Origin of the sequence: Roseovarius ramblicola, from assembly GCF_042430665.1 — a bacterium.
Classification (GTDB): domain Bacteria; phylum Pseudomonadota; class Alphaproteobacteria; order Rhodobacterales; family Rhodobacteraceae; genus Roseovarius; species Roseovarius ramblicola.
Map to the genome: position 1 here is coordinate 105330 of NZ_JBHMEC010000003.1, position 20263 is coordinate 125592.

General features: G+C 66.0%; 16 protein-coding genes, 1 tRNA gene and 1 pseudogene. 5 read left to right on the forward strand and 13 right to left on the reverse strand.

What is annotated here, in order from left to right; translation table 11 throughout:
- Positions 1-15: 15 nt before the first annotated feature.
- A complete protein-coding gene (locus ACFFU4_RS02145; protein WP_377066584.1) occupies positions 16-393 on the forward strand; it encodes a type I glutamate--ammonia ligase in 378 nt (125 codons plus the stop codon).
- A pseudogene (locus ACFFU4_RS02150) lies at positions 394-2352 on the forward strand (iron-containing alcohol dehydrogenase).
- A 254-nt stretch (positions 2353-2606) separates the two neighbouring features.
- Here the strand turns inward: ACFFU4_RS02150 and ACFFU4_RS02155 are convergent.
- Positions 2607-3593 carry an adenosine kinase gene (locus ACFFU4_RS02155; protein ID WP_377066586.1) on the reverse strand — a complete coding sequence of 329 codons (987 nt, stop codon included), beginning with the start codon at positions 3591-3593 and terminating at the stop codon, positions 2607-2609.
- A complete protein-coding gene (gene nth / locus ACFFU4_RS02160; protein WP_377066588.1) occupies positions 3590-4234 on the reverse strand; it encodes an endonuclease III in 645 nt (214 codons plus the stop codon). The genes ACFFU4_RS02155 and nth overlap by 4 nt, the downstream gene beginning before the upstream one ends.
- Positions 4235-4331: 97 nt before the next feature.
- Between nth and ACFFU4_RS02165 the strand changes: the two genes are divergently transcribed.
- Both ACFFU4_RS02165 and ACFFU4_RS02170 read left to right on the forward strand, forming a co-directional pair.
- Positions 4332-5165, forward strand: coding sequence for a methylated-DNA--[protein]-cysteine S-methyltransferase (locus tag ACFFU4_RS02165; RefSeq protein WP_377066590.1), 834 nt, complete (start codon positions 4332-4334; stop codon positions 5163-5165).
- A gap of 123 nt (positions 5166-5288) precedes the next feature.
- On the forward strand, positions 5289-5948 hold the full coding sequence (locus ACFFU4_RS02170; RefSeq protein WP_377066592.1) for a YiaD family glycine zipper/OmpA-like lipoprotein: 660 nt from the start codon (positions 5289-5291) through the stop codon (positions 5946-5948).
- Between the two features lie 62 nt (positions 5949-6010).
- Here the strand turns inward: ACFFU4_RS02170 and fdhF are convergent, their stop codons facing one another.
- From fdhF to ACFFU4_RS02200, 6 genes are all read right to left on the reverse strand, one after another.
- Positions 6011-8785, reverse strand: coding sequence for a formate dehydrogenase subunit alpha (gene fdhF, locus ACFFU4_RS02175; protein WP_377066594.1), 2775 nt, complete (start codon positions 8783-8785; stop codon positions 6011-6013).
- 169 nt (positions 8786-8954) lie between these two features.
- The gene (pnp, locus tag ACFFU4_RS02180) at positions 8955-11087 is read right to left on the reverse strand and encodes a polyribonucleotide nucleotidyltransferase (RefSeq protein ID WP_377066596.1); all 2133 of its coding nucleotides are present in this window, start codon (positions 11085-11087) and stop codon (positions 8955-8957) included.
- Positions 11088-11258: 171 nt separating this feature from the next.
- Positions 11259-11528, reverse strand: coding sequence for a 30S ribosomal protein S15 (gene rpsO / locus ACFFU4_RS02185; RefSeq protein ID WP_377066598.1), 270 nt, complete (start codon positions 11526-11528; stop codon positions 11259-11261).
- Positions 11529-11695: 167 nt separating this feature from the next.
- The gene (locus ACFFU4_RS02190; protein WP_377066600.1) at positions 11696-12832 is read right to left on the reverse strand and encodes a calcium-binding protein; all 1137 of its coding nucleotides are present in this window, start codon (positions 12830-12832) and stop codon (positions 11696-11698) included.
- A 75-nt stretch (positions 12833-12907) separates the two neighbouring features.
- Entirely contained in the window at positions 12908-13876 is a 969-nt protein-coding gene (locus tag ACFFU4_RS02195; RefSeq protein ID WP_377066602.1) for an NAD(P)-dependent oxidoreductase, read from the reverse strand.
- 81 nt (positions 13877-13957) lie between these two features.
- Positions 13958-14983, reverse strand: coding sequence for a LacI family DNA-binding transcriptional regulator (locus tag ACFFU4_RS02200; RefSeq protein ID WP_377066604.1), 1026 nt, complete (start codon positions 14981-14983; stop codon positions 13958-13960).
- Between the two features lie 119 nt (positions 14984-15102).
- On the opposite strand from ACFFU4_RS02200, the gene ACFFU4_RS02205 reads away from it, so the two are divergent.
- Positions 15103-15179, forward strand: a tRNA-Arg gene (locus ACFFU4_RS02205).
- 216 nt (positions 15180-15395) lie between these two features.
- On the opposite strand, the gene ACFFU4_RS02210 is transcribed toward ACFFU4_RS02205, so the two are convergent.
- From ACFFU4_RS02210 to ACFFU4_RS02230, 5 genes are all read right to left on the reverse strand, one after another.
- On the reverse strand, positions 15396-15599 hold the full coding sequence (locus tag ACFFU4_RS02210) for a hypothetical protein (RefSeq protein ID WP_377066606.1): 204 nt from the start codon (positions 15597-15599) through the stop codon (positions 15396-15398).
- A gap of 5 nt (positions 15600-15604) precedes the next feature.
- Positions 15605-17326 carry a SulP family inorganic anion transporter gene (locus tag ACFFU4_RS02215; RefSeq protein ID WP_377066608.1) on the reverse strand — a complete coding sequence of 574 codons (1722 nt, stop codon included), beginning with the start codon at positions 17324-17326 and terminating at the stop codon, positions 15605-15607.
- Between the two features lie 90 nt (positions 17327-17416).
- Complete coding sequence (locus ACFFU4_RS02220) at positions 17417-19093, reverse strand: bifunctional protein tyrosine phosphatase family protein/NAD(P)/FAD-dependent oxidoreductase (RefSeq protein ID WP_377066610.1); 1677 nt, start codon at positions 19091-19093, stop codon at positions 17417-17419.
- A gap of 37 nt (positions 19094-19130) precedes the next feature.
- Entirely contained in the window at positions 19131-20015 is an 885-nt protein-coding gene (locus ACFFU4_RS02225; protein ID WP_377066612.1) for an MBL fold metallo-hydrolase, read from the reverse strand.
- A 27-nt stretch (positions 20016-20042) separates the two neighbouring features.
- On the reverse strand, positions 20043-20255 hold the full coding sequence (locus ACFFU4_RS02230) for a YgaP family membrane protein (protein WP_377066614.1): 213 nt from the start codon (positions 20253-20255) through the stop codon (positions 20043-20045).
- Between the last annotated feature and the right edge of the window lie 8 nt (positions 20256-20263).

Here is a 20263-nt window from a genome sequence, read left to right on the forward strand (position 1 = left end):
GACCGGAGCCGCCCCATGCCTGCCCTCACGCTCGACGCCCTCGCGGCCATGGCCGAAACCGGCGAGATCGACACCGTGCCCGCCTGCGCCGTGGACATGCAGGGACGGCTCGTCGGCAAGCGCTTTCACATCGCCGGTTTCCTCGAAGGCGGGCATGAGGAAACCCATTGCTGCAACTACCTGCTGGCCACCGATCTCGAGATGGCCACGCCGGACGGCTATGCCGCCACAGGCTGGGCGGCCGGCTATGGCAACTACACGATGAAGCCCGACCTTTCGACGCTCTGCCCGGTGCCGTGGCTCGACGGCACCGCGCTGGTGCTGTGCGATTTCCTTGACCATCGCAGCCACGCCCCGGCGCCCCATTCGTCCCGGCAGGTGCTCAAGGCGTAAATGGCCCGTGCCGGGGCCATGGGTCTCACCCCGATGGTGGCGACCGAACTGGAGTTCTTCCTCTTCGAGCGCTCGTATGACGAGATCAGGGCCAGCGGCTACCGCGCGCTCGACCCGCTGGTGAAATACAACCAGGATTACTCGATACTGCTCTCCACCCGCGACGAGCACGTACTGCGCCCGGTGCGGGGCGCGCTCTGCGCCATGGGCATCCCGGTGGAGACTACCAAGGGCGAGGCCGAGGTCGGGCAGGAAGAGCTCAACATCCGCTACGGCGACGCGCTCACCACCTGCGACCGCCACACGCTGGCCAGGCACGCGGTCAAGGAGATCGCGGTACAGAAGGGCCACGCGGCAACCTTCCTGCCGAAATGGCACGCGGACCGCGTGGGCAGCGCCGCGCATATCCACCAGTCGCTGTTCCGGGACGGCGAAACCGTGCTTGCCGATGCGGACGGCGCGCATGGCATGTCGCAGACCATGCGCCAATACGTGGCGGGGCTGCTGAAATACGCCCCCGACTGCATGATGCTCATGGCCCCCTATATCAACAGCTACAAACGCTTCGTGCCCGGCACCTTCGCGCCGACCAAGGCGGCGTGGTCGATCGACAACCGCACCGCCGGGTTCCGCCTCGTGGGCGAGAGCACCGGCGCGGTCCGCATCGAATGCCGCATCCCCGGATCGGACATGAACCCCTACCTCGCCTGCGCGGCCCAGCTTGCCGCCGGGCTCGCCGGGATCGAGGAAGGGCTCGACCTCGCCCCGCCGGTCAGCGGCGATGTCTACGCCATGGAGGACATACCCGACGTCCCCCACACCCTGCGTGCCGCCACCGGGACCTTCCGCAATTCGGCCGTGCTGCGGTGTGCCTTCGGCGATGCGGTGGTCGATCACTACACCCGTGCGGCCGAGGTCGAGCAGGAGGATTTCGACCGCGCCGTGACCGATTACGAATTGCAGCGCGGGTTCGCCCTCCTGCGCGCAGACGGGCTGGCCGCGGCGATTTTCTCCGGGGTCGCCCCCAACCCGACCGGGATCAACCTCGCGGCGGGCATCGCGGCCTACACGGCCGGCGGGCATGACGGGGTCATCGCCTTCGGCGGCGGCTCGGGGCTCGACCTCGGCAAATGCGTGGCCTTCATGGCCGGGCAGACGCGGCCGGTCTGGGATTTCGAGGATGTCGGCGATTGGTGGACGCGCGCGGATGCGGCGGCCATCGCACCCATCATCGCGGTGCCCACCACCGCCGGCACCGGCTCCGAGGTGGGGCGCGCGGGCGTGCTCACCAACCCGGAAACCCGCGAAAAGAAGATCATCTTTCACCCCAGGATGCTGCCCGCCACGGTGATCTGCGATCCGCAAGTGACCGTGGGCCTGCCGCCCGCGATCACCGCCGGCACCGGGCTCGACGCCTTCGCCCATTGCGTCTAGGCGTTCTCCTCGCTGCATTACCACCCGATGTCCCAGGGCATCGCGCTTGAAGGGATGCGGCTGGTGATCGAAAACCTGCCCCGCGCCTGTCATACCCCCGACGACATCGAGGCCCGCGCCCACATGATGAGCGCGGCGGCGATGGGGGCGACCGCGTTCCAGAAGGGGCTCGGCGCGATCCACGTCATGAGCCACCCGGTGGGCGCGCATTTCAACACCCATCACGGCACCACCAACGCGGTCTGCATGCCCGCCGTGCTCGATTTCAATGCCCCGGCCATCGCCGCCCGCTTCGACCGCGCCGCGGGCTATCTCGGGATCGAGCGCGGCTTCGACGGGTTTCGCGCCTTCGTGCAGGAGTTCAACGACCGGCTCGGCATTCCCCGCGGTCTGGCGGCGCTCGGGATTACAGGGGACGCGGTCCCGGCTCTTGTCGCCGGGGCCATCCGCGACCCCTCCTGCGGCGGCAACCCGGTCGCGCTGACCGAGGACGCCCTCACCGGGCTTTTCCACGCTGCCATGTAGGCGGCCACGCGAGGGGCGCTGCCCCTCTTGGCCTGCGGCCAATTCACCCCGGAGTATTGACGGCCAAGAAGAAACAGCAGGTGCGCGCCCGGGTTTGACACACGCAACACCCGGGCGCGGCTTCTCCTTGGGCGGTCATCGGCTCTCCAGCCTGTACCGCAAGCCGAGCATGTCACGGCGTTGTTAACAAACCCTTGCGTTTCTTCTTGGCTGAAATACTCAAAACAAGACCGCGACACGCGCGCGCCTGTCGATCAGATCAGCCCCTCGGCGGCAAACAGCGCCCGGACATCGGATTCGGGCCGCGCGCCGTAATGGCCGATCACCTCCGCCGCCGCGATGCAGCCCATGCGCCCCGCCACGTCCAGCGGTTGCCCCGTGGCCAGCCCGTAGAGCAACCCGGCGGCGAACTGATCGCCTGCGCCGGTCGTGTCCACCGGCGTCACCGCGTGCACCGGCACCGTAACCGTCTCCTCGCCCTCGACCAGCACCACGTCATGGCCCGAGCGGGTGCAGACAATGAGCCCGCTTTCCTGCGCCGCCTGTTCCAGCGCCGCGCCGAGATCGTCGGTCTCGTAGAGCGCGCACCATTCGTGCTCGTTACCGATCACGTAGTCGAGCTCGCGCAGCAGCCCGCGGAAATCGCCGCGGTGGCGCTCGACGCAGAACGGGTCCGACAGCGTGATCCCCGCGCGGCCGCCGCCCGCCCGCGCCGCGCGCGCGGCCTGCTCGAACGCCGCCTTGCCCTTGGGCTTGTCAAAAAGATACCCCTCAAGGAACAAAAGCCCCGCCTGCCCGGCCACGTCCTCGGGCACGTCCTCCTCACCCAGTTCGGTCGAGATGCCGAGATAGGTGTTCATCGACCGTTCGCCATCGGGCGAGACGAAGATCATCGAGCGCGAGGTCGGCAACACGCCGTCGCTGCGCGGGGCGTTGACGAAATCGGTGCCGACCTCGGCCATCGCCCGTGCGTAATAGTGGCCCAATTCGTCATCGCTGACACGTCCGATAAAGCCGGTCGCGAGGCCGAGCGCGCCGAGCCCCGCGATGGTATTGGCGACCGAGCCGCCCGGCATCTGCCGCCGGTCGGTCATGTTCTCGTAGAGAAATTCGGCGCGCTCGGTTTCGATCAGTTGCATCACGCCCTTGTCGATGCCCATCCGGGCCAGAAAGGCGTCGTCGCACTGGCCGATCACGTCCACCACGGCGTTGCCGATGCCGACGGCCTGATACTTTGTCATAGGGTCTTGTCCTCGAATAAACACAGATCACGGATGAGGCAGGTGCCGCAGGCGGGCTTGCGCGCGCGGCAGGTATAGCGCCCGTGCAGGATCAGCCAGTGATGCGCGTGGCGCTGGAAATCCACCGGCACGTTGTCCTCGATGGCGCGCTCGACGGCGACCACGTCCTTGCCCGGGCAGATGCCGCTGCGGTTTCCGACACGAAAGATATGCGTATCGACCGCCTGCGCCGGGTAATGCCACCACATGTTGAGCACCACATTGGCGGTCTTGCGCCCCACACCCGGCAGCGATTGCAGCGCCGCGCGGGAATTGGGCACCTCTCCGCCGTACTCCTCGACGAGGATGCGGCTGAGTTTCATCACGTTTTTCGCCTTGTTGCGGTAGAGGCCGATGGTCCTGATATGCCCGATCAGCCCCTCTTCGCCAAGGTCCAGCATCTTCTGCGGCGTGTCGGCGATCCCGAAGAGCGCCCGCGTCGCGCGATTCACGCCCACATCGGTGGCCTGCGCCGAGAGGGCGACCGCAACCACGAGTGTGAAGGCGTTGACATGCTCCAACTCACCCCTGGGCTCGGGCTCGGCGGCCGCGAAACGGGTAAAGATCTCGCGGATCGCATGGTAATCGAGTTGGCGCGCCATGCCCGCTTAATGCCGGGATTTGGCGGGATGCGCAACATTCGGGTCGCGGGGCGCGCACGGCCTGCCTATCTTGTGGCAAAGCCGTCAGGACATGCCGATGACCGATCTCGAACAAAGCTATCACTACAACGTCATGCGCCGCGCCATCGAGGTGATCGACACGCGGGGCGACTCCCTCACGCTCGAGGGCCTGGCCGCCGCGATGGACATGAGCGCCGCGCATTTCCAGCGGCTCTTCTCGCAATGGGTGGGCGTCTCGCCCAAGCGCTACCGGCAATACCTGGCACTTGATCACGCGCGCCGGTTGCTCGACGAGCGGTTCACCACGCTGGAGGCGGCGCAGGCCGCCGGACTGTCGGGGACCGGGCGGCTGCACGACCTGTTCCTGCGCTGGGAAGCGATGAGCCCCGGCGAGTTCGCCCGCCGCGGCGCGGGGCTGACCATTCGCTATGGCTGGTATCAAAGCCCCTTCGGCGAGGCGCTGGCGATGGGCACCGGGCGCGGGCTGTGCGGGCTGGCCTTTGCCGCCGAGGTGGGGCGCGACGCGGCCATGCGCGACCTGCGCGCGCGCTGGCCCGAGGCGGACTATGTCGAGGACGCCGACGCCATCGCGCCGTGGGTCGCGGCGGCCTTTTCGGGGCGGGGCGAGGCGCGGCTGCACATGATCGGCCCGCCCTTCGGGATCAAGGTCTGGGAAGCGCTGCTCAATATCCCCTCGGGCCATGTCACCACCTATTCCGAGATCGCCCGCGCCATCGGCCACCCGCGCGCCGTGCGCGCCGTGGGCACCGCCGTCGGGCGCAACCCGGTGAGCCTGCTGATCCCCTGCCACCGCGCGCTGCGCAAGTCGGGGGGGCTCGGGGGCTATCACTGGGGCCTGCCGGTCAAGCGCGCGATGCTGGCGCGGGAAAGCGCGCGGGCCGACGGTTAGGCGGAATCCTGCCCGCATGCGCCCGGCTTCCGTTGCGGAAAACGACTTGGGAACGGGTGTGTTATTGCATATCGTCGCATCACGCCCGATGTAGCGGGCAGATCAACCAACGAGGCGAATATCATGATCCGGGCACGCACTCCGATCCTTCTTCTTTCAGGCACGGCGCTTCTGGCGGTGACGGCCTGCACCGATCCGGGCTATGTCACCGGCCAGGACCCCAACCAGAAGACCAAGCAGGGCGCAATTCTCGGCGGCATCCTTGGCGCGGGCACCGGGGCCATCGTCAGCGACGACAAGGGCAAGGGGGCCGTGATCGGCGGCATCCTCGGGGCCGCGGGCGGCGCGGCCATCGGCAACGCGCTCGATCGCCAGGAAGCCGAACTGCGCCAGCAGCTCGACGATGACGTGCGCATCGTCAACACCGGCGACCGCCTCATCCTGACCATGCCGCAGGACATCCTCTTTAACGTCGACAGCGCCACCGTGACGCCGGTCTTGCGCGACGACCTGTTCAAGGTGGCCGACAGCCTGCAGCGCTACCCCGACACCACGGTGCAGGTGATCGGCCATACCGACAGCGACGGTTCTGCGAGCTACAACCAGAGCCTCTCGGAACGCCGCGCCAATTCGGTGGCCGACGTGCTGACGCAGGGGGGCGTGTCCTACCGGCGTATCCAGGCCTTTGGCCGCGGCGAGGATCAGCCGGTGGCCTCGAACCTCACCCCCGAGGGCAAGCGCCAGAACCGCCGGGTCGAGATCGTGATCCTGCCGAACGCCTGAGCCGGGGAGGAATATTTCCGGCAAGATGAAGCGGGGGCGGTCCATCGGGCCGCCCCCGTTGCTTATTCCGCCGCGACCTCTGCGGGTTCGACGCGCACCGCCGAGTATTTGAACTCGGGGATCTTGCCATAGGGGTCGATGGCGGGATTGGTGAGGATATTGGCCGCCGCCTCGACATAGGCGAAGGGCAGGAACACCATGTCCGGCGCAATCGCGCGGTCAGCGCGCGCCATGATCCGGATCGAGCCGCGCTTGGTGGTCAGCCGCACCATGCCGCCCGGCTCCACCCCCATCTTGCGCAGGGTCGCGGGGTGGATCGAGCAGTTGGCCTCGGGCTCCACCGCGTCGAGCACGCTGGCACGCCGGGTCATCGAGCCGGTGTGCCAATGCTCGAGTTGCCGCCCGGTGGTGAGCACCATGGGATACTCGACGTCCGGCATATCGTCCGGCGGGATGATCGAGGCGGGGGTAAATCGCGCCCGCCCCTCGGGGCGCGGGAAACCGTCGCCAAACACCACCGCCTCGCCGGGGCCATCCGGCGTCTTGCACGGATAGGTGACGGCGTTTTCACGTTCCAGCCGCTCCCACGAGATATTGTCGAGCGAGCGCATGTTGATCTTCATCTCGGCGAACACATCCGCCGGGCTGTCATACTGCCATTGCAGGTCCATCCGGTTGGCGAGCGCCATGGTGATGCACCAATCCTCGCGCGCCTCACCCGGAGGGGGGACCGCGCGCCGCCCGATCTGCACCTGCCGGTTGGTGTTGGTGACGGTGCCGGATTTTTCATAGAACGCGCTCGCGGGCAGGATCACGTCGGCATAATTCGCCGTCTCGGTGATGAAGATGTCCTGCACCACCAGGTGTTCCAGCCTGGCCAATGCGTCGCGGGCGTGCTCCACATCCGGGTCGGACATCGCCGGGTTCTCGCCCAGGATATACATACCCTTGATCTTGTCCTCGTGCACCGCATCCATGATCTCGGTCACGGTGAGGCCCTTCTGATCCGAGAAATCGCCCGATTTCCAGACCTCGGTAAAGGCGCGGCGCACGCCATCATCGGTCACCGTCTGGTAATCCGGCAGGAACATCGGCACCAGCCCCGCGTCCGACGCGCCCTGCACGTTGTTCTGGCCCCGCAGCGGGTGCAGCCCGGTGCCGGGACGCCCGACATGGCCGCACATCAGCGCCAGCGAGATCAGACAGCGCGAATTGTCGGTGCCGTGGATATGCTGCGAAATGCCCATGCCCCAGAAGATCATGGCAGCCTTGGCCCCGGCAAACTCGCGCGCCACGTCGCGCAGTGTGTCGGCGGGAATGCCGCAGAGCGCCTCCATCTTTTCGGGCGGGAACTGCGCAAGGTGCTCTTTCTCGGCCTCCCAGTTCTCGGTGAAGGCCTCGACATATTGCTGGTCGTAGAGACCCTCTTCGACGATGACATGCATGATGGCGTTCAACATCGAGACATCCGCGCCGGGCTTGAACTGCAACATATGCGTCGCAAACCGCCGCATCCCCACGCCGCGCGGGTCCATCACGATGAGCTTGCCGCCGCGCTTGGTGAACTGCTTGAAATAGGTGGCGGCGACCGGGTGGTTCTCGATCGGGTTGGCACCGATGATGATCGCCACATCGGCATTCTCGATCTCGTTGAACGTGGCCGTCACCGCGCCCGAGCCGACATTCTCGATCAATGCGGCCACCGAGGAGGCATGGCACAGCCGCGTGCAGTGATCGACGTTGTTGTGGCCAAAGCCCTGACGGATGAACTTCTGGAAGAGATACGCCTCTTCATTGGTGCATTTGGCGCTGCCAAAGCCCGCGACGGTCGCGCCGCCATGGGCGTCCTTGAGCCGTTTGAGGCCACCGGCGGCGATATCGAGCGCCTCGTCCCACTCCGCCTCGCGGAAGAACTGATGCCAGTTGCCGGGATCGACATTGAGGCCCTTCTCGGGCGCGTCCTCACACCGGATCAGCGGCTTGGTCAGGCGGTGGGGGTGGTGGATATAGTCATAGCCGAACCGCCCCTTGACACAGAGCCGCCCCTCGTTTGCCGGGCCGTTGATCCCGTCGACATACTTGACCTTGCCATCCTTGACCTTGAGCGAGACCTGGCAGCCGACACCGCAGAACGGGCAGACGCTCTGCACCTCCTCGTCGTAATCGGCGCTGTCGCCCTGCTGTGCGTCGTCCATCACCGAGGCGGGCATCAGCGCGCCGGTGGGACACGCCTGCACGCATTCACCGCAGGCGACGCAGGTGCTCTCGCCCATCGGGTCGTCCTGATCGAAAACCGGATAGGCATCGTGGCCGCGCCCGGCCATGCCGATCACGTCATTGACCTGAACGTCGCGACAGGCGCGGACGCACAGGTTGCATTGAATGCAGGCATCGAGATTGACGCGCATCGCGACGTGGCTGTCGTCGAGCAGCGGCACGCGGTCACGCTCCACCTTGGGAAAGCGGCTGTGGGTGACGCCATTGGCGTCGGCCATGTCCCACAGGTGGCTGGAGGCATCGTGCGAGGTATCCCGCTCCGGCTGATCGGCAAGCAGCATTTCGACCACCATCTTGCGCGCGCTTGTCGCCCGCGCGGAATCGGTCGTCACCACCATGCCGTCGCGCGCCTCGCGGATGCACGACGCGACCAGCACGCGCTCGCCCTCGACCTCGACCATGCAGGCGCGGCAATTGCCGTCGGGGCGGTATCCGGGCGCCGGTTTGTGGCACAGGTGCGGGATCACCAGGCCGCGGCCATTGGCCACTTCCCAGATGGTCTGGCCGGCCTCGGCCTCGACCTCGCGGCCATCGAGCGTCAATCGGATCGTCTGGGCCATGGCGCGCCTCCCTTGCCTCGCAGCTTATAAAACATGGGTGCGGCAAACCGGGGCTGTCAATCCCGACACAAGCGTGCGGTTTTGCGCCACGGCATCGCGGGACCGCCAAAGCAAAACGCGCCACGGTCTCCCGCGGCGCGCTCTTGCTTTCAGGTTCGGGACGGGCGGCTCAGTCCGCCGCTTCCTCGCTCTTGGCTTCCTCGCCGGTCTCCTGGTCCACGACCTTCATCGACAGGCGCACCTTGCCGCGGTCGTCGAAGCCCATCAGCTTGACCCAGACCTCCTGCCCCTCCTTGAGCACGTCGGAAGGGTGGTTCAGGCGGCGGTTCTCGATCTGGCTCACATGCACCAGACCGTCGCGCTTGCCAAAGAAGTTCACGAAGGCACCGAAATCGACGATCTTGACGACGGTGCCCTTGTAGATCTTGCCCTCTTCCGGCTCGGCCACGATCGAGTGGATCATGTCATAGGCTTTCTGGATGGCATCGCCGTTGGGCGAGGCGATCTTGATGATGCCCTCGTCGTTGATATCGACCTTGGCGCCCGAGACCTCGACGATCTCGCGGATCACCTTGCCGCCCGAGCCGATCACTTCGCGGATCTTGTCGGTCGGGATCTGCATGGTCTCGATGCGCGGCGCGTGGACGCTGAACTCGTTGGCACCCGAGAGCGCCTTGTCCATCTCGCCGAGGATGTGCATCCGGCCCTCGCGCGCCTGCGCCAGCGCGACGCGCATGATCTCGGGGGTGATCCCGGCGACCTTGATATCCATCTGCAAGGACGTGATGCCGTCATGGGTGCCCGCGACCTTGAAATCCATGTCGCCGAGATGGTCCTCGTCACCGAGGATGTCCGACAGCACCGCGTAAGAGCCGTCTTCCTCCAGCACGAGGCCCATCGCCACGCCGGCAACGGAGGTCTTGAGCGGCACGCCCGCATCCATCATCGACAGCGACCCGCCGCAGACCGACGCCATCGACGACGACCCGTTCGATTCCGTGATCTCCGAGACCAGCCGGATCGTATAGGGGAAATCCGTCGCCGCCGGCAGCACCGCCTGAAGCGCGCGCCACGCCAACTTGCCATGACCGATCTCGCGCCGCCCCGGAGGACCGACGCGCCCCGCCTCGCCCACCGAATAGGGGGGGAAGTTGTAATGCAGCAGAAAGTTGGACTTGAAGTTGCCGTGCAGCGCATCGACGAACTGCTCGTCATCGCCGGTGCCCAGCGTCGTGACCACCAGGCCCTGCGTCTCGCCGCGGGTGAAAAGCGCCGAGCCATGGGTGCGCGGCAGCAGGCCGGTCTCGCAGGCGATGGGGCGGATTTCATCCAGACGGCGGCCGTCGATGCGGTTGCCGTTCTTCACCACGTCGCCACGCAGCACCACCGATTCGAGCTTCTTGAGCGCCGCGCCAAGATTGGCATCCTCAAGCTGTTCCTCGCTCAGTTGCGCCTTGATCGCCTCTTTCGCGGCGGAAATCGCATGGGTGCGCTCCTGCTTGTCGCGGATGGCGAATGCGGCGCGCATCTGCTCCTCGCCGGCAGCCTTCACCGCCTCGAAAAGCGCGCTGTAATCCGGCGGGGTAAAGTCATACGGTTCCTTGGCGCATTCCTCGGCAAACTCCACGATCAGGTCACAGACCGGCTTGATCTGCTCATGGGCAAAGGTCACGGCGCCGAGCATTTCCTCCTCCGACAGCTCATAGGCCTCGGATTCGACCATCATCACCGCGTCGCGCGTGGCCGCGACCACCAGATCGAGCCGCTGCTCGGGGTTGTTGCGCAGATCGTGCATGTCGTCGATCTCGGGGTTGAGGATGTATTCGCCATCCGCAAACCCGACGCGGCAGCCGCCGATCGGGCCGCGGAACGGCGCGCCGGAGATCGTCAGCGCGGCCGACGCGGCGATCATCGCCACCATGTCGGGATCGTTGACCAGATCGTGGCTCAGCACGGTGCACATCACCAGCGTCTCGTGCTTGAAGCCGGGAACGAAGAGCGGGCGGATCGGCCGGTCGATCAGGCGCGCGGTCAGCGTCTCCTTCTCCGACGGGCGCGCCTCGCGCTTGAAGAAACCGCCGGGCACCTTGCCCGCGGCATAATATTTTTCCTGATAATGGACGGTCAGCGGGAAGAAATCCAGACCCGGCTTGGGTTCCTTGGCAAACGTCACGTTGGCCATGACCGACGTCTCGCCGAGGGTGGCAACCACAGACCCGTCGGCCTGACGGGCGATCTTGCCGGTTTCCAGGGTGAGGGTTTCCTCGCCCCACTGCATCGTTTTTTTCGTCTCAGTAAACATCATGTTTCCTAGCTTGGCCGCGGCGGGCGTATCCCGCGCGGCCCGTTTCGTGCGGGGCCCCATGCCCCACGGCCTTCCCGGTCTCATCCTGCGGCACCGGCGAAGGCCGGTCCGGGCCGCAATCGGATCATGCGAAAACCGCGCCCCCTCGGGGGCGCGGCGTCTTTGGTGTCAGCGGCGGATGCCGAGGCGCTTGATAAGGTCGCGGTAGCGGCCCTCGTCCTTGCCGCGCAGGTAATCCAGCAGCTTGCGGCGCTGCGCGACCATCATGAGAAGGCCACGGCGCCCGTGGTTGTCCTTCTTGTGGGTCTTGAAATGCTCGGTCAGCGTGGCGATCCGCGAGGTCAGGATCGCGACCTGCACTTCCGGAGAGCCGGTGTCGCCCTCCTTGGTCGCGAATTCCTTGATGACGCGGGCTTTCTCTTCGACGGTGATCGACATCGGTCTCTCCTTAAGTCCGGGGGTTGCGGGCACAAGCCGGGATGTCGTCCAGCAAGGTCCGTTGCCCCGCCGCGCAGGCGCGCCGGGGATTGCGCGCGTATAGGGCAGATGCGCAAAAAAGAAAAGCCTGAATCCATGCCCGGCGCGGACCCGCGCTCAGCGGTGCCTCATGCCCCGGTCAGCCCCGGCATCTGCGCCTGCGAGACAAGCGCGACATGATCGAGCGTCAGCCCCCCGGCGTTGGCGATATGCGCGATCTCGATCCCGTCCAGCAGCAGGCGCTGCGCCGTCGGGTCCTCGGCGTCGGGTTCGAGCGCGACTTCGGGCTCTTCCCCCTCCGGCGCGTCATGGAACACCATGAGCATGTCCTCCGCCGTCGAGAAATCGAGGATTTCCGCCTGATGCCCGGCGTCGAGCCAATCGCCCAGGCCGACAATGTCCGCACCGCTGCCGGTGGTGACGATATCGCCGCGCCCGGCCACGATCACGTCGTCGCCGCCGCCGCCGTTCAGGTAATCCCGCCCGGTGTCGATATCGTCGATGCCATCGGTCGCGGGGTTATCCACGATCCCGCTCAGCGTGTCGTCGCCATGCCCGCCAAAGAGCGTGTCCGACCCGCGCCCGCCCTCCAGCCGGTCATCGTCGAGATCGCCGTGCAGCGCGTCGTCGCCCGCGCCGCCATGGAGCGTATCGTTCCCGGCGCTGCCCACGAGGCTGTCATCGCCGTCGTCCCCCGACAGCATGTCATCGCCGTTATGGCCGAAGAGCCGATCCTCGCCCGCCCCGCCGGTCAGCGTGTCGGCCCCGTCCTCGCCGTGCAGCGTGTCATCGCCAGCGCCGCCCGAGAGCGCGTCATCGCCATCGCCGCCGCGCAACTCGTCCGTGCCGCCGCCGCCGTCGATCACGTCCGCGCCGCCGCGCCCGGCGATCCTCTCGGCGGCATCCTCGCCGTGGATCGTCTCGCCATGCTCCGCGCCATCCACGATCTGCCAGCCCGACGGGATATCCGCGCCGTCTGTCCCGCTGTCGATATCGGCCCCGGTATATGCTGCTGTCGCGTCGTCGGCCCCCGCCTCCGGTTCGGTCACGCGACCGTCGGCATCGCCGCCTTCTCCCGCATCCGCCACCGCGTCGAGCGCCGCGCGCACCAGATCGGGGCCATCGCCCGCCCCGGCCGCATCCGCATCCTCCGGCGCGCCGCCGTCGCCGGAGCCGCCCGTCGTTTCATCCTCTTCGATGCCGAGACCGACAAAGGTCGACGCCCCGACGGCCGCAATCCCCAGAACACTCGCCAGAAACAACATCGCACACCCCTGCGCACCATCGCCGGAGAATGCCACATGCCTGCGGTGAACGGCAAGCGCAGGTTGGGAGTATGGTTAAGGCTCACCGGCCGCTGCGGCCCGGCCCGGCGGGCAGACCTCGTATCCCGGCTCCTCGGGTTCGTCATCGACCAGGTCCGCCGGAAAGCCCGGCGCCGTGATGCTCAGCCCGGTGGCCTCCTCCAGCCGCCGGATGATATCGTCGGACTGCGCCCGCGCACCATAGCGCGCCATGCCGTCGCGAAAGATGTCGATCATCATCGGCGACACCTCCAGCGGCACGCCCGCGCGCTCGGCGATGGACTGAAAGAGACCGATATCCTTCATCACCAGGTCCATGGTGAAATTGATGTCGCGCGAGCCGTTGAGGATCACCTGACTTTCCGTCTCGTGGACAAAGGAGGTGCCGGAACTGATGCGGATCGCCTCGTATGTGGTGGCCAGATCCATCCCCGCCGCCTTCATCGTCACCAGCGCCTCGCAGACCGACAGCAGGTTGGCGGTGGCGAGATAGTTGGTCATCACCTTGAGCACCGAGGCGCTGCCCAGATCGCCGGTATGCAGCACCCGCCGCCCCAGCGTGGTCAGCAGCGGCAGGATGCGCTCGAACGTGGCGCGGTCGCAGCCCGCAAAGATCGAGATGTTGCCGGTTGCCGCGCGGTGGCAACCGCCCGAGACCGGGCAATCCACCGCCGCGCCGCCGCGCGCGATCACCATGCCGCCAAGGCGGGTGATCTCGGTGGCGTCGGTGGTGGACATCTCCATCCAGATCTTGCCGGGGCCGACCTCGGGCAGCATCACCTCCATCACCGCCGCGCTCGCCGCCGGCGACGGCAGGCAGGTGATGACCGCCTCGCAATCGCGCATCATCTGCGCCGGGGTTGACGAAACGTTGCAGCCCCGCGCGGCAAAGCCGTCGCGAAGCTCTAGGTTCAGGTCGTGAACCTGCAGGTCGTGACCGTTGCGCAAGAGGCTCCCGGCCAGCTTGCCCCCGACATTTCCCAGCCCGATGAATCCGATCCGCATGCGCCCCTCCCGGCAAACAGGTGATTTGCCAGCCTTTCGCGATTCGCGCGTGAAAATCAAAGGGGAAATTTCATGCGCCGCTCAGCGCACCCGCAACGTATCCCCCGGCTCCAGCCGCGGCTCCAGCGCCACCCGCACCCGTTCCCGCGCCTCGGGGCCGGGCGCCTGGGCTGCGATGATCTCGGCAGCGCGGCGTCCGATCTCGAGGCGGCAGGCATCCATCGTGGCCAGCCGTCGTGGCAACCCGTCGAGCAATTCGACCCCGTTGAACCCGGCAAGCCCCACCTGATTGGGAATGTCCACGCCCTGCTCGATCAGATAGAGCAACCCGCCCGCCCCGATCATGTCATTGGAATAATACAGGAAATCGAGGTCCGGCGTGCGGCGCAGCATCTCGGCGGTCATCTCGCGCCCCTTGGCCAGCGCCGATCCGCCGGAATAGAACTCGTGGTCGGCCATCTCGATCCCGGCCTTGGCCAGCGCCTCGGTGAACCCCTCGAAGCGTTTGCGCGCGCGGTGATCGAGCGGCATCTTGGTGCCCATGAAGCCGATCCGGCGATAGCCCGCGTGGATGATCGCCTGCGCCATCTGCTGCCCGGCGCGGCGGTGCGAAATCCCCACCACCGAGTCGATCGGCGTGCCGTCCACATCCATGATCTCGACCACCGGAATACCGCTCGCGCGCAGCATGGCGCGCGAGGCATCGGAATGCTCCAGCCCCGCGATGATCACCCCGGCAGGCCGCCAGGACAGCATTTCGTAGAGAACTTTCTCTTCCTTTTCAGGACGGTAGCCCGTCAACCCCACCACCGGCTGAAGTCCGGTCTCCTCCAGCACGCCGGTGATGCCGGTCATCACCTCGGGAAACACCATGTTGGACATCGACGGGATGATGACCGCCACGAGGTTGACCCGCTGACTCGCCAGCGCACCGGCGATCTTGTTGGGCACGTACCCCAGCCGCCGCGCCGCCTCGAGCACGCGCGCCCGCGTCGCCTCGGACACGTCACGCTTGTTGCGCAGCACCCGGCTCACGGTCATCTCCGAGACACCCGCCGCCTCCGAGACGTCGCGCAGGGTCAGTGGATGGTCGTCGGGTGAGCTCAAGACCGTGGTCCGGACAGGAAAGGCATTCCCTCACTTAGCCCGATCGCGCGGCCACGTTCAAGCCGGGGCGAAATCGCCGATGACAAACCCCGCCCGACACGCTAGACCGGCCCCCGCGCGGCCCCGTGGCTCAACCGGATAGAGCAGCCCCCTCCTAAGGGGCAGGTTGCAGGTTCGAATCCTGCCGGGGTCGCCAATTCAAAAAATATTGCAATTCAAACATGTTGGAAGCTAATGGAGCCAGCTTTGTGGTGTGACGGACACCACTGAGGGACACCACCGGAGCTCCATAATGCAATACATCGAACACCCGATCACCAATCGACACCAGAAGCTCGGGCACACGCGCGTCGCCGGCATCGTAGGGTGCCGCAACGATGGCCACGTCGCCGCGCGGCATGAACCGGGCAAGTCAGACCACATCTGTCGAAAACCGCGTTTCGGCGATCTCATCCGGCATCTCGATCATTGCTCCCGAGACCATGAACACCAGAAACAACAGCATCCAGAGATTGCGTTTTTTGAACAGATGCCGCCGATCCCGCCCGGTGGGCCGCATTGTATCCGAGGCCAAGCCAAGGTCCGGCGGCAAATCGGGAGCAGCCCTGTTGGCCATTCAGGTCAGTTTTTCTTGTGCTGAGCCAGCGCCACCCAGGCATCATATTGCGACAGGAACACCTGCCCGCCCATCTCGTCGAGGAAGTGACTGCGCTTGAGGCGGTCCATTACTGGCCCCTTGACCTCGCTCAGGTGCAGGGTGATGCCCGCCGCCTTCAGCCGCTCGTTGATCGCGTGGAGGCTTTCCAGCGCGGAAAAGTCGATCTCGTTCACCGCGGAACACATCAGCACCACATGGCGCAGGTCGCAATCCTCGGCGATGCGGTCCTGGATGAGGTCTTCGAGATACCGCGCGTTGGCGAAGTATAGGCTCTGATCCACCCGCAATGTCAGCAGCGCCGGATCGGTCTCGACCTTGTGCCGCAGGATATTGCGGAAATGCTGGGTGCCGGGCACCAGCCCCACCTCGGCCACATGCGGGCGCGAGGTTTTGTAGAGATGCAGGGCAATCGAAAGGATCACCCCGGCCGAGACACCCGCCTCCACCCCCATGCCGAGGGTCAGCAGGATGGTGGCCAGCACTGCGGCGAAATCGGCCTTTGAATAGGTCCAGGATTTGCGCAGGATCGAGAAATCCACAAGGCTCAGCACCGCGACGATGATTGTGGCCGCGAGCACCGCCTTGGGGAGGAAGAAGATGAGCGGCGTCAGCGCCAAAGCTGCAATAGCCAGCCCCACGGCGGTGAAGGCCCCGGCGGCGGGCGTCTCGGCGCCCGCGTCGAAATTCACCACCGAGCGGGAAAAGCCCCCTGTCACAGGGTAGCCGCCGGTAAACGCCGCGCCGAGATTGGCGGCCCCCAGCCCGATCAGCTCTTGATTGGGGTCGATGCGCTGGCGGCGTTTGGCGGCCAGCGTCTGCGCGACCGACACGGATTCGACAAAGCCAATGATCGAGATCAGAATCGCCGGCACAAGCAGTGAGCCAAGCAATTCGGGCGAGAGATCGGGCAGGGTCAGCGGCGGCAGGCCCTGCGGCACCGCGCCCACGATGGAGACGCCGCGTGCGTCCAGCCCAAACAGCCAGACGGCCAGGGTCGAAACAGCGACCGCCGCCACCGGTCCCGCCTTGGCCAACAGGTCGGCCGTGCGGGGCCCAAGCCCCGCACGCAGCAGCAACGGTTTCAAGCCCTTGCGTACCCAGAACAGAAACCCCGTGGCCAGCCCCCCGATCACCAGCGTGGGCCAGTTCACGGCCGTCAGATGCGCGGCGAGCGAGCGCAGCATCTCGATCAGCGTATGGCCATGGGCGGGCACGCCGAGAATATGCTTGAGCTGGCTGGTGGCGATCAAAATGCCCGAGGCGGTGATGAACCCCGCGATGACCGGGTGGCTGAGGAAATTAGCGATGAAGCCAAGCCGCAACAGGCCGAGCGCCATGAGAAAGGCCCCCGACAAAAGCGCCAGCGTCAACGCGGCGGCAGCGTAGCCCATGCTGCCCGCCTCGGCGACCTGGCCAATCGCCGCTGCCGTCATCAGTGACACCACCGCCACCGGCCCCACTGCCAGCGCGCGGCTGGTGCCAAACAGCGCATAGAGCACGATCGGCACGATCGACGCGTATATCCCCGCCTGCGCCGGCAGCCCCGCCAGAAGCGCATAGGCCAGTGATTGCGGTATCAGCATGATCGTCACGATCACCGCCGCGACGAGGTCGTTGGTCAGCGTGTCACGGGTATAGCTGCGCCCCCAGTCCAAGGATGGGAAGTAACGGGAGAGAGAGGGCATGGGCAACGGTCTTTCGACTGCACGGTGGACCAAGGCGATAAGCCCCGGCGCGGAAAGCCGGGGCCGTCAAGGCTGGGTGAGCGCGCGGGCCTAGCCCCCGGCGCTGATCTTTTCGGGGCGCGCCATCCATTCGCGGCCCTTGAGCATCGCCTTCCAGTAGATCGGCGGCAGCATCTTTTCCTTGAGCAACCAGGCCAGACGGCTGGGTTTGGTGCCGTCGATGAGGAACTTGGGAAAGCTGGGTTTCATAACCCCGCCATAGCCGAACTCGGCCAGCACGATCTTGCCGCGCTCCACCGTCAGCGGGCAGGAACCGTAGCCGTCATATTGCGCCACCGGCTCGCGGCCCGCGATGTCGGCCACGATATTCTCGGCCACCACGGGGGCCTGTATCCGCGCCGCCGCCGCCGTCTTGGCATTGGGCGCGTTCATCACGTCGCCGAGGGACCAGATGTTGTCATGGATCTTGTGGCGTAGTGTTGCCTGATCCACGTCGATCCATCCGGCGGCATCTGCCAGTGGCGAAACGCGGATGAAATCCGGCGCGCATTGCGGCGGGCAGACATGGATCATGTCGAAGTCCATGGTCACGCGCTCGGGCTCGGCATCAGGCTTTTTCACCTCGAAGGTCGCGCGGCGCGCAGGCCCGTCGATGGCCACCAGATTGTGAAAGAAATTCAGCGCCGCGCCGTATTTGTCCATGTAGGATTGCAGCGCGGGCACATAGTCCTTGACCCCGAAGAGCACGCCGCCCGCATTGCAGAACCCGATCTCGATATCCTTGAGCCGCCCGGTGCGAAACCAGTGATCGCCCGAAAGATAGAGCGCCTTTTGCGGCGCGCCGGCGCATTTGATCGGCATCGGTGGTTGGGTAAAGAGCGCGCGGCCCTGTTTCAGCCCCTGCACCAATTCCCAAGTGTAAGGGGCCAGATCGTAGCGGTAATTCGAGGTGACGCCATTGCGCCCCAGCGTTTCCTCCAGACCCTCGACCGCCGCCCAGTCGAGCTTGAGCCCCGGGCAGACCACGAGGCGATCGTATTTGACCACCCGGCAGCCATCGAGGATCACGGCATTGTCCTTGGGCTCGAACGCGGCGACGGCGGATTTGATCCAATGCACGCCTCGGGGAATGAGACTGCCCATGGTCTTGGCGGTCTCGGCGGGCTCGAAGATACCGCCGCCGACCATGGTCCAGCCCGGTTGATAGTAATGGATTTCCGCCGGGTCGATCAGCGCGATCTCCAGCCCCGGCTTGCGCGCCTTGAGGCTGGCCGCCACGGCAATGCCGCCCGCGCCGCCGCCGACGATCACCACGTCGAATTTCGCATCACCCGTGTCGGTGGGCGTCTTGCCGCCATTGACGATGCGCCGGGCCACCCCGGCCATGTCGTAGCCGGCGGCCTTGGTCGCGGCGAGGATTTCGGGCACCGGGCGGCTCTTGGCCTGGCTCAGGGACCAGAGTGTGGCCGAGCGCGTGCCGGTGCGGCAATAGGCCAGGACTGGACCGGGCAGTTCCATCAACGCCGCGCCAAAGGCGTCCGCGTCGCCGTCCTGCACAATGCCCGAAGTGACTGGCAGATAGCGCGCCTCCAGTCCTGCCGCTGTCGCTGCCGCCTCGACCTCCTCAAAGGTCGGCTGGTCGGATCCTTCGCCATCGGGGCGGTTGCAGATGATGGCGCGATAACCCGCCTCGCAGATTGCGGGCATGTCATCCGCGCTGATCTGCGGGCTGACCGACAGCGCGTCGGTCACCTTGTTGAGTTGCATGCGCGTTTCCTCCCTGTTGGTGTCCTGTTGTCTCGCCTCAGAGCGCGTTGATCGGCAATTTGAGCATGGGCCGCCCATCTGGATCGGTCGGCACCTCGCCCGCGCGCATGTTGACCTGCAAGGACGGCAGGATCAGGCGCGGCATATCCAGGGTCGCGTCGCGCTCGGTGCGAAACCTGACAAAGTCTTCTTTTGTTTTGCCGCCGCCCACGTGGATGTTGTGGGCCTTTTCCTCGGCCACCGTGGTCTCCCATGCGATGTCCCGGCCGTTCGGCCCGTAATCGTGGCACATGAAGAGGCGCATTTCGTCGGGCAGCGCCAGCACCTTCTGGATGCTGTCGTAAAGCGTGGCCGCATCGCCGCCGGGGAAATCGGCCCGCGCCGAGCCGCCATCGGGCATGAAGAGCGTATCGCCAACGAACGCCGCGTCGCCCATCACATGGGTCATGCAGGCGGGCGTATGACCGGGGGTGTGCATCGCGAAACAGGTCATGCCGCCCACCTCGTAGGTGTCGCCATCCTTGAACAGCCGGTCGAACTGGCTGCCGTCGCGCTGAAACTCGGTGCCTTCGTTGAAGATTTTGCCGAAAACGTCCTGCACGATCAGGATGTTCTCACCGATCCCGATCTTGCCGCCTAGTTTTTCCTGGATATACGGCGCGGCGCTCAGGTGGTCGGCGTGGACATGGGTCTCGAGAATCCATTCCAGCGACAGCCCGCGCTCCTGCACGCGCGCGATCATCTTGTCGGCATGGTCGTAGGTGATGCGCCCGGCGGCATAGTCGATATCCATCACCGAATCGACAATCGCGCAGGCGTCTGAGCCCGGATCCTTGACGATATAGCTGATGGTGTTCGTGGCGGCGTCAAAGAACGCTTCGACCTCGGGTTTGATGTCCATGTTCACTGGATAGTCGGCCATGATGGTGTCTCCTCTCATCTGTCTCGTTCAACGCTGGCAGGTGCGGAAGCCGAAGATCCGGTACAGCGGGCAGAACCGCATGCCCGCCGTGGCCAGCATCACAACGCCTGCGGCTGCGGCGATCCATTTCGGTGCGCCAACGGCCAACGCCGGGACAAACCCGCCAATGGCAAGCGCCAGAAGGGCGATGCCAATCAGCACGCGCAGCACCCGGTCGATGGTTCCGATATTCGCTGTCATGGGGTTTC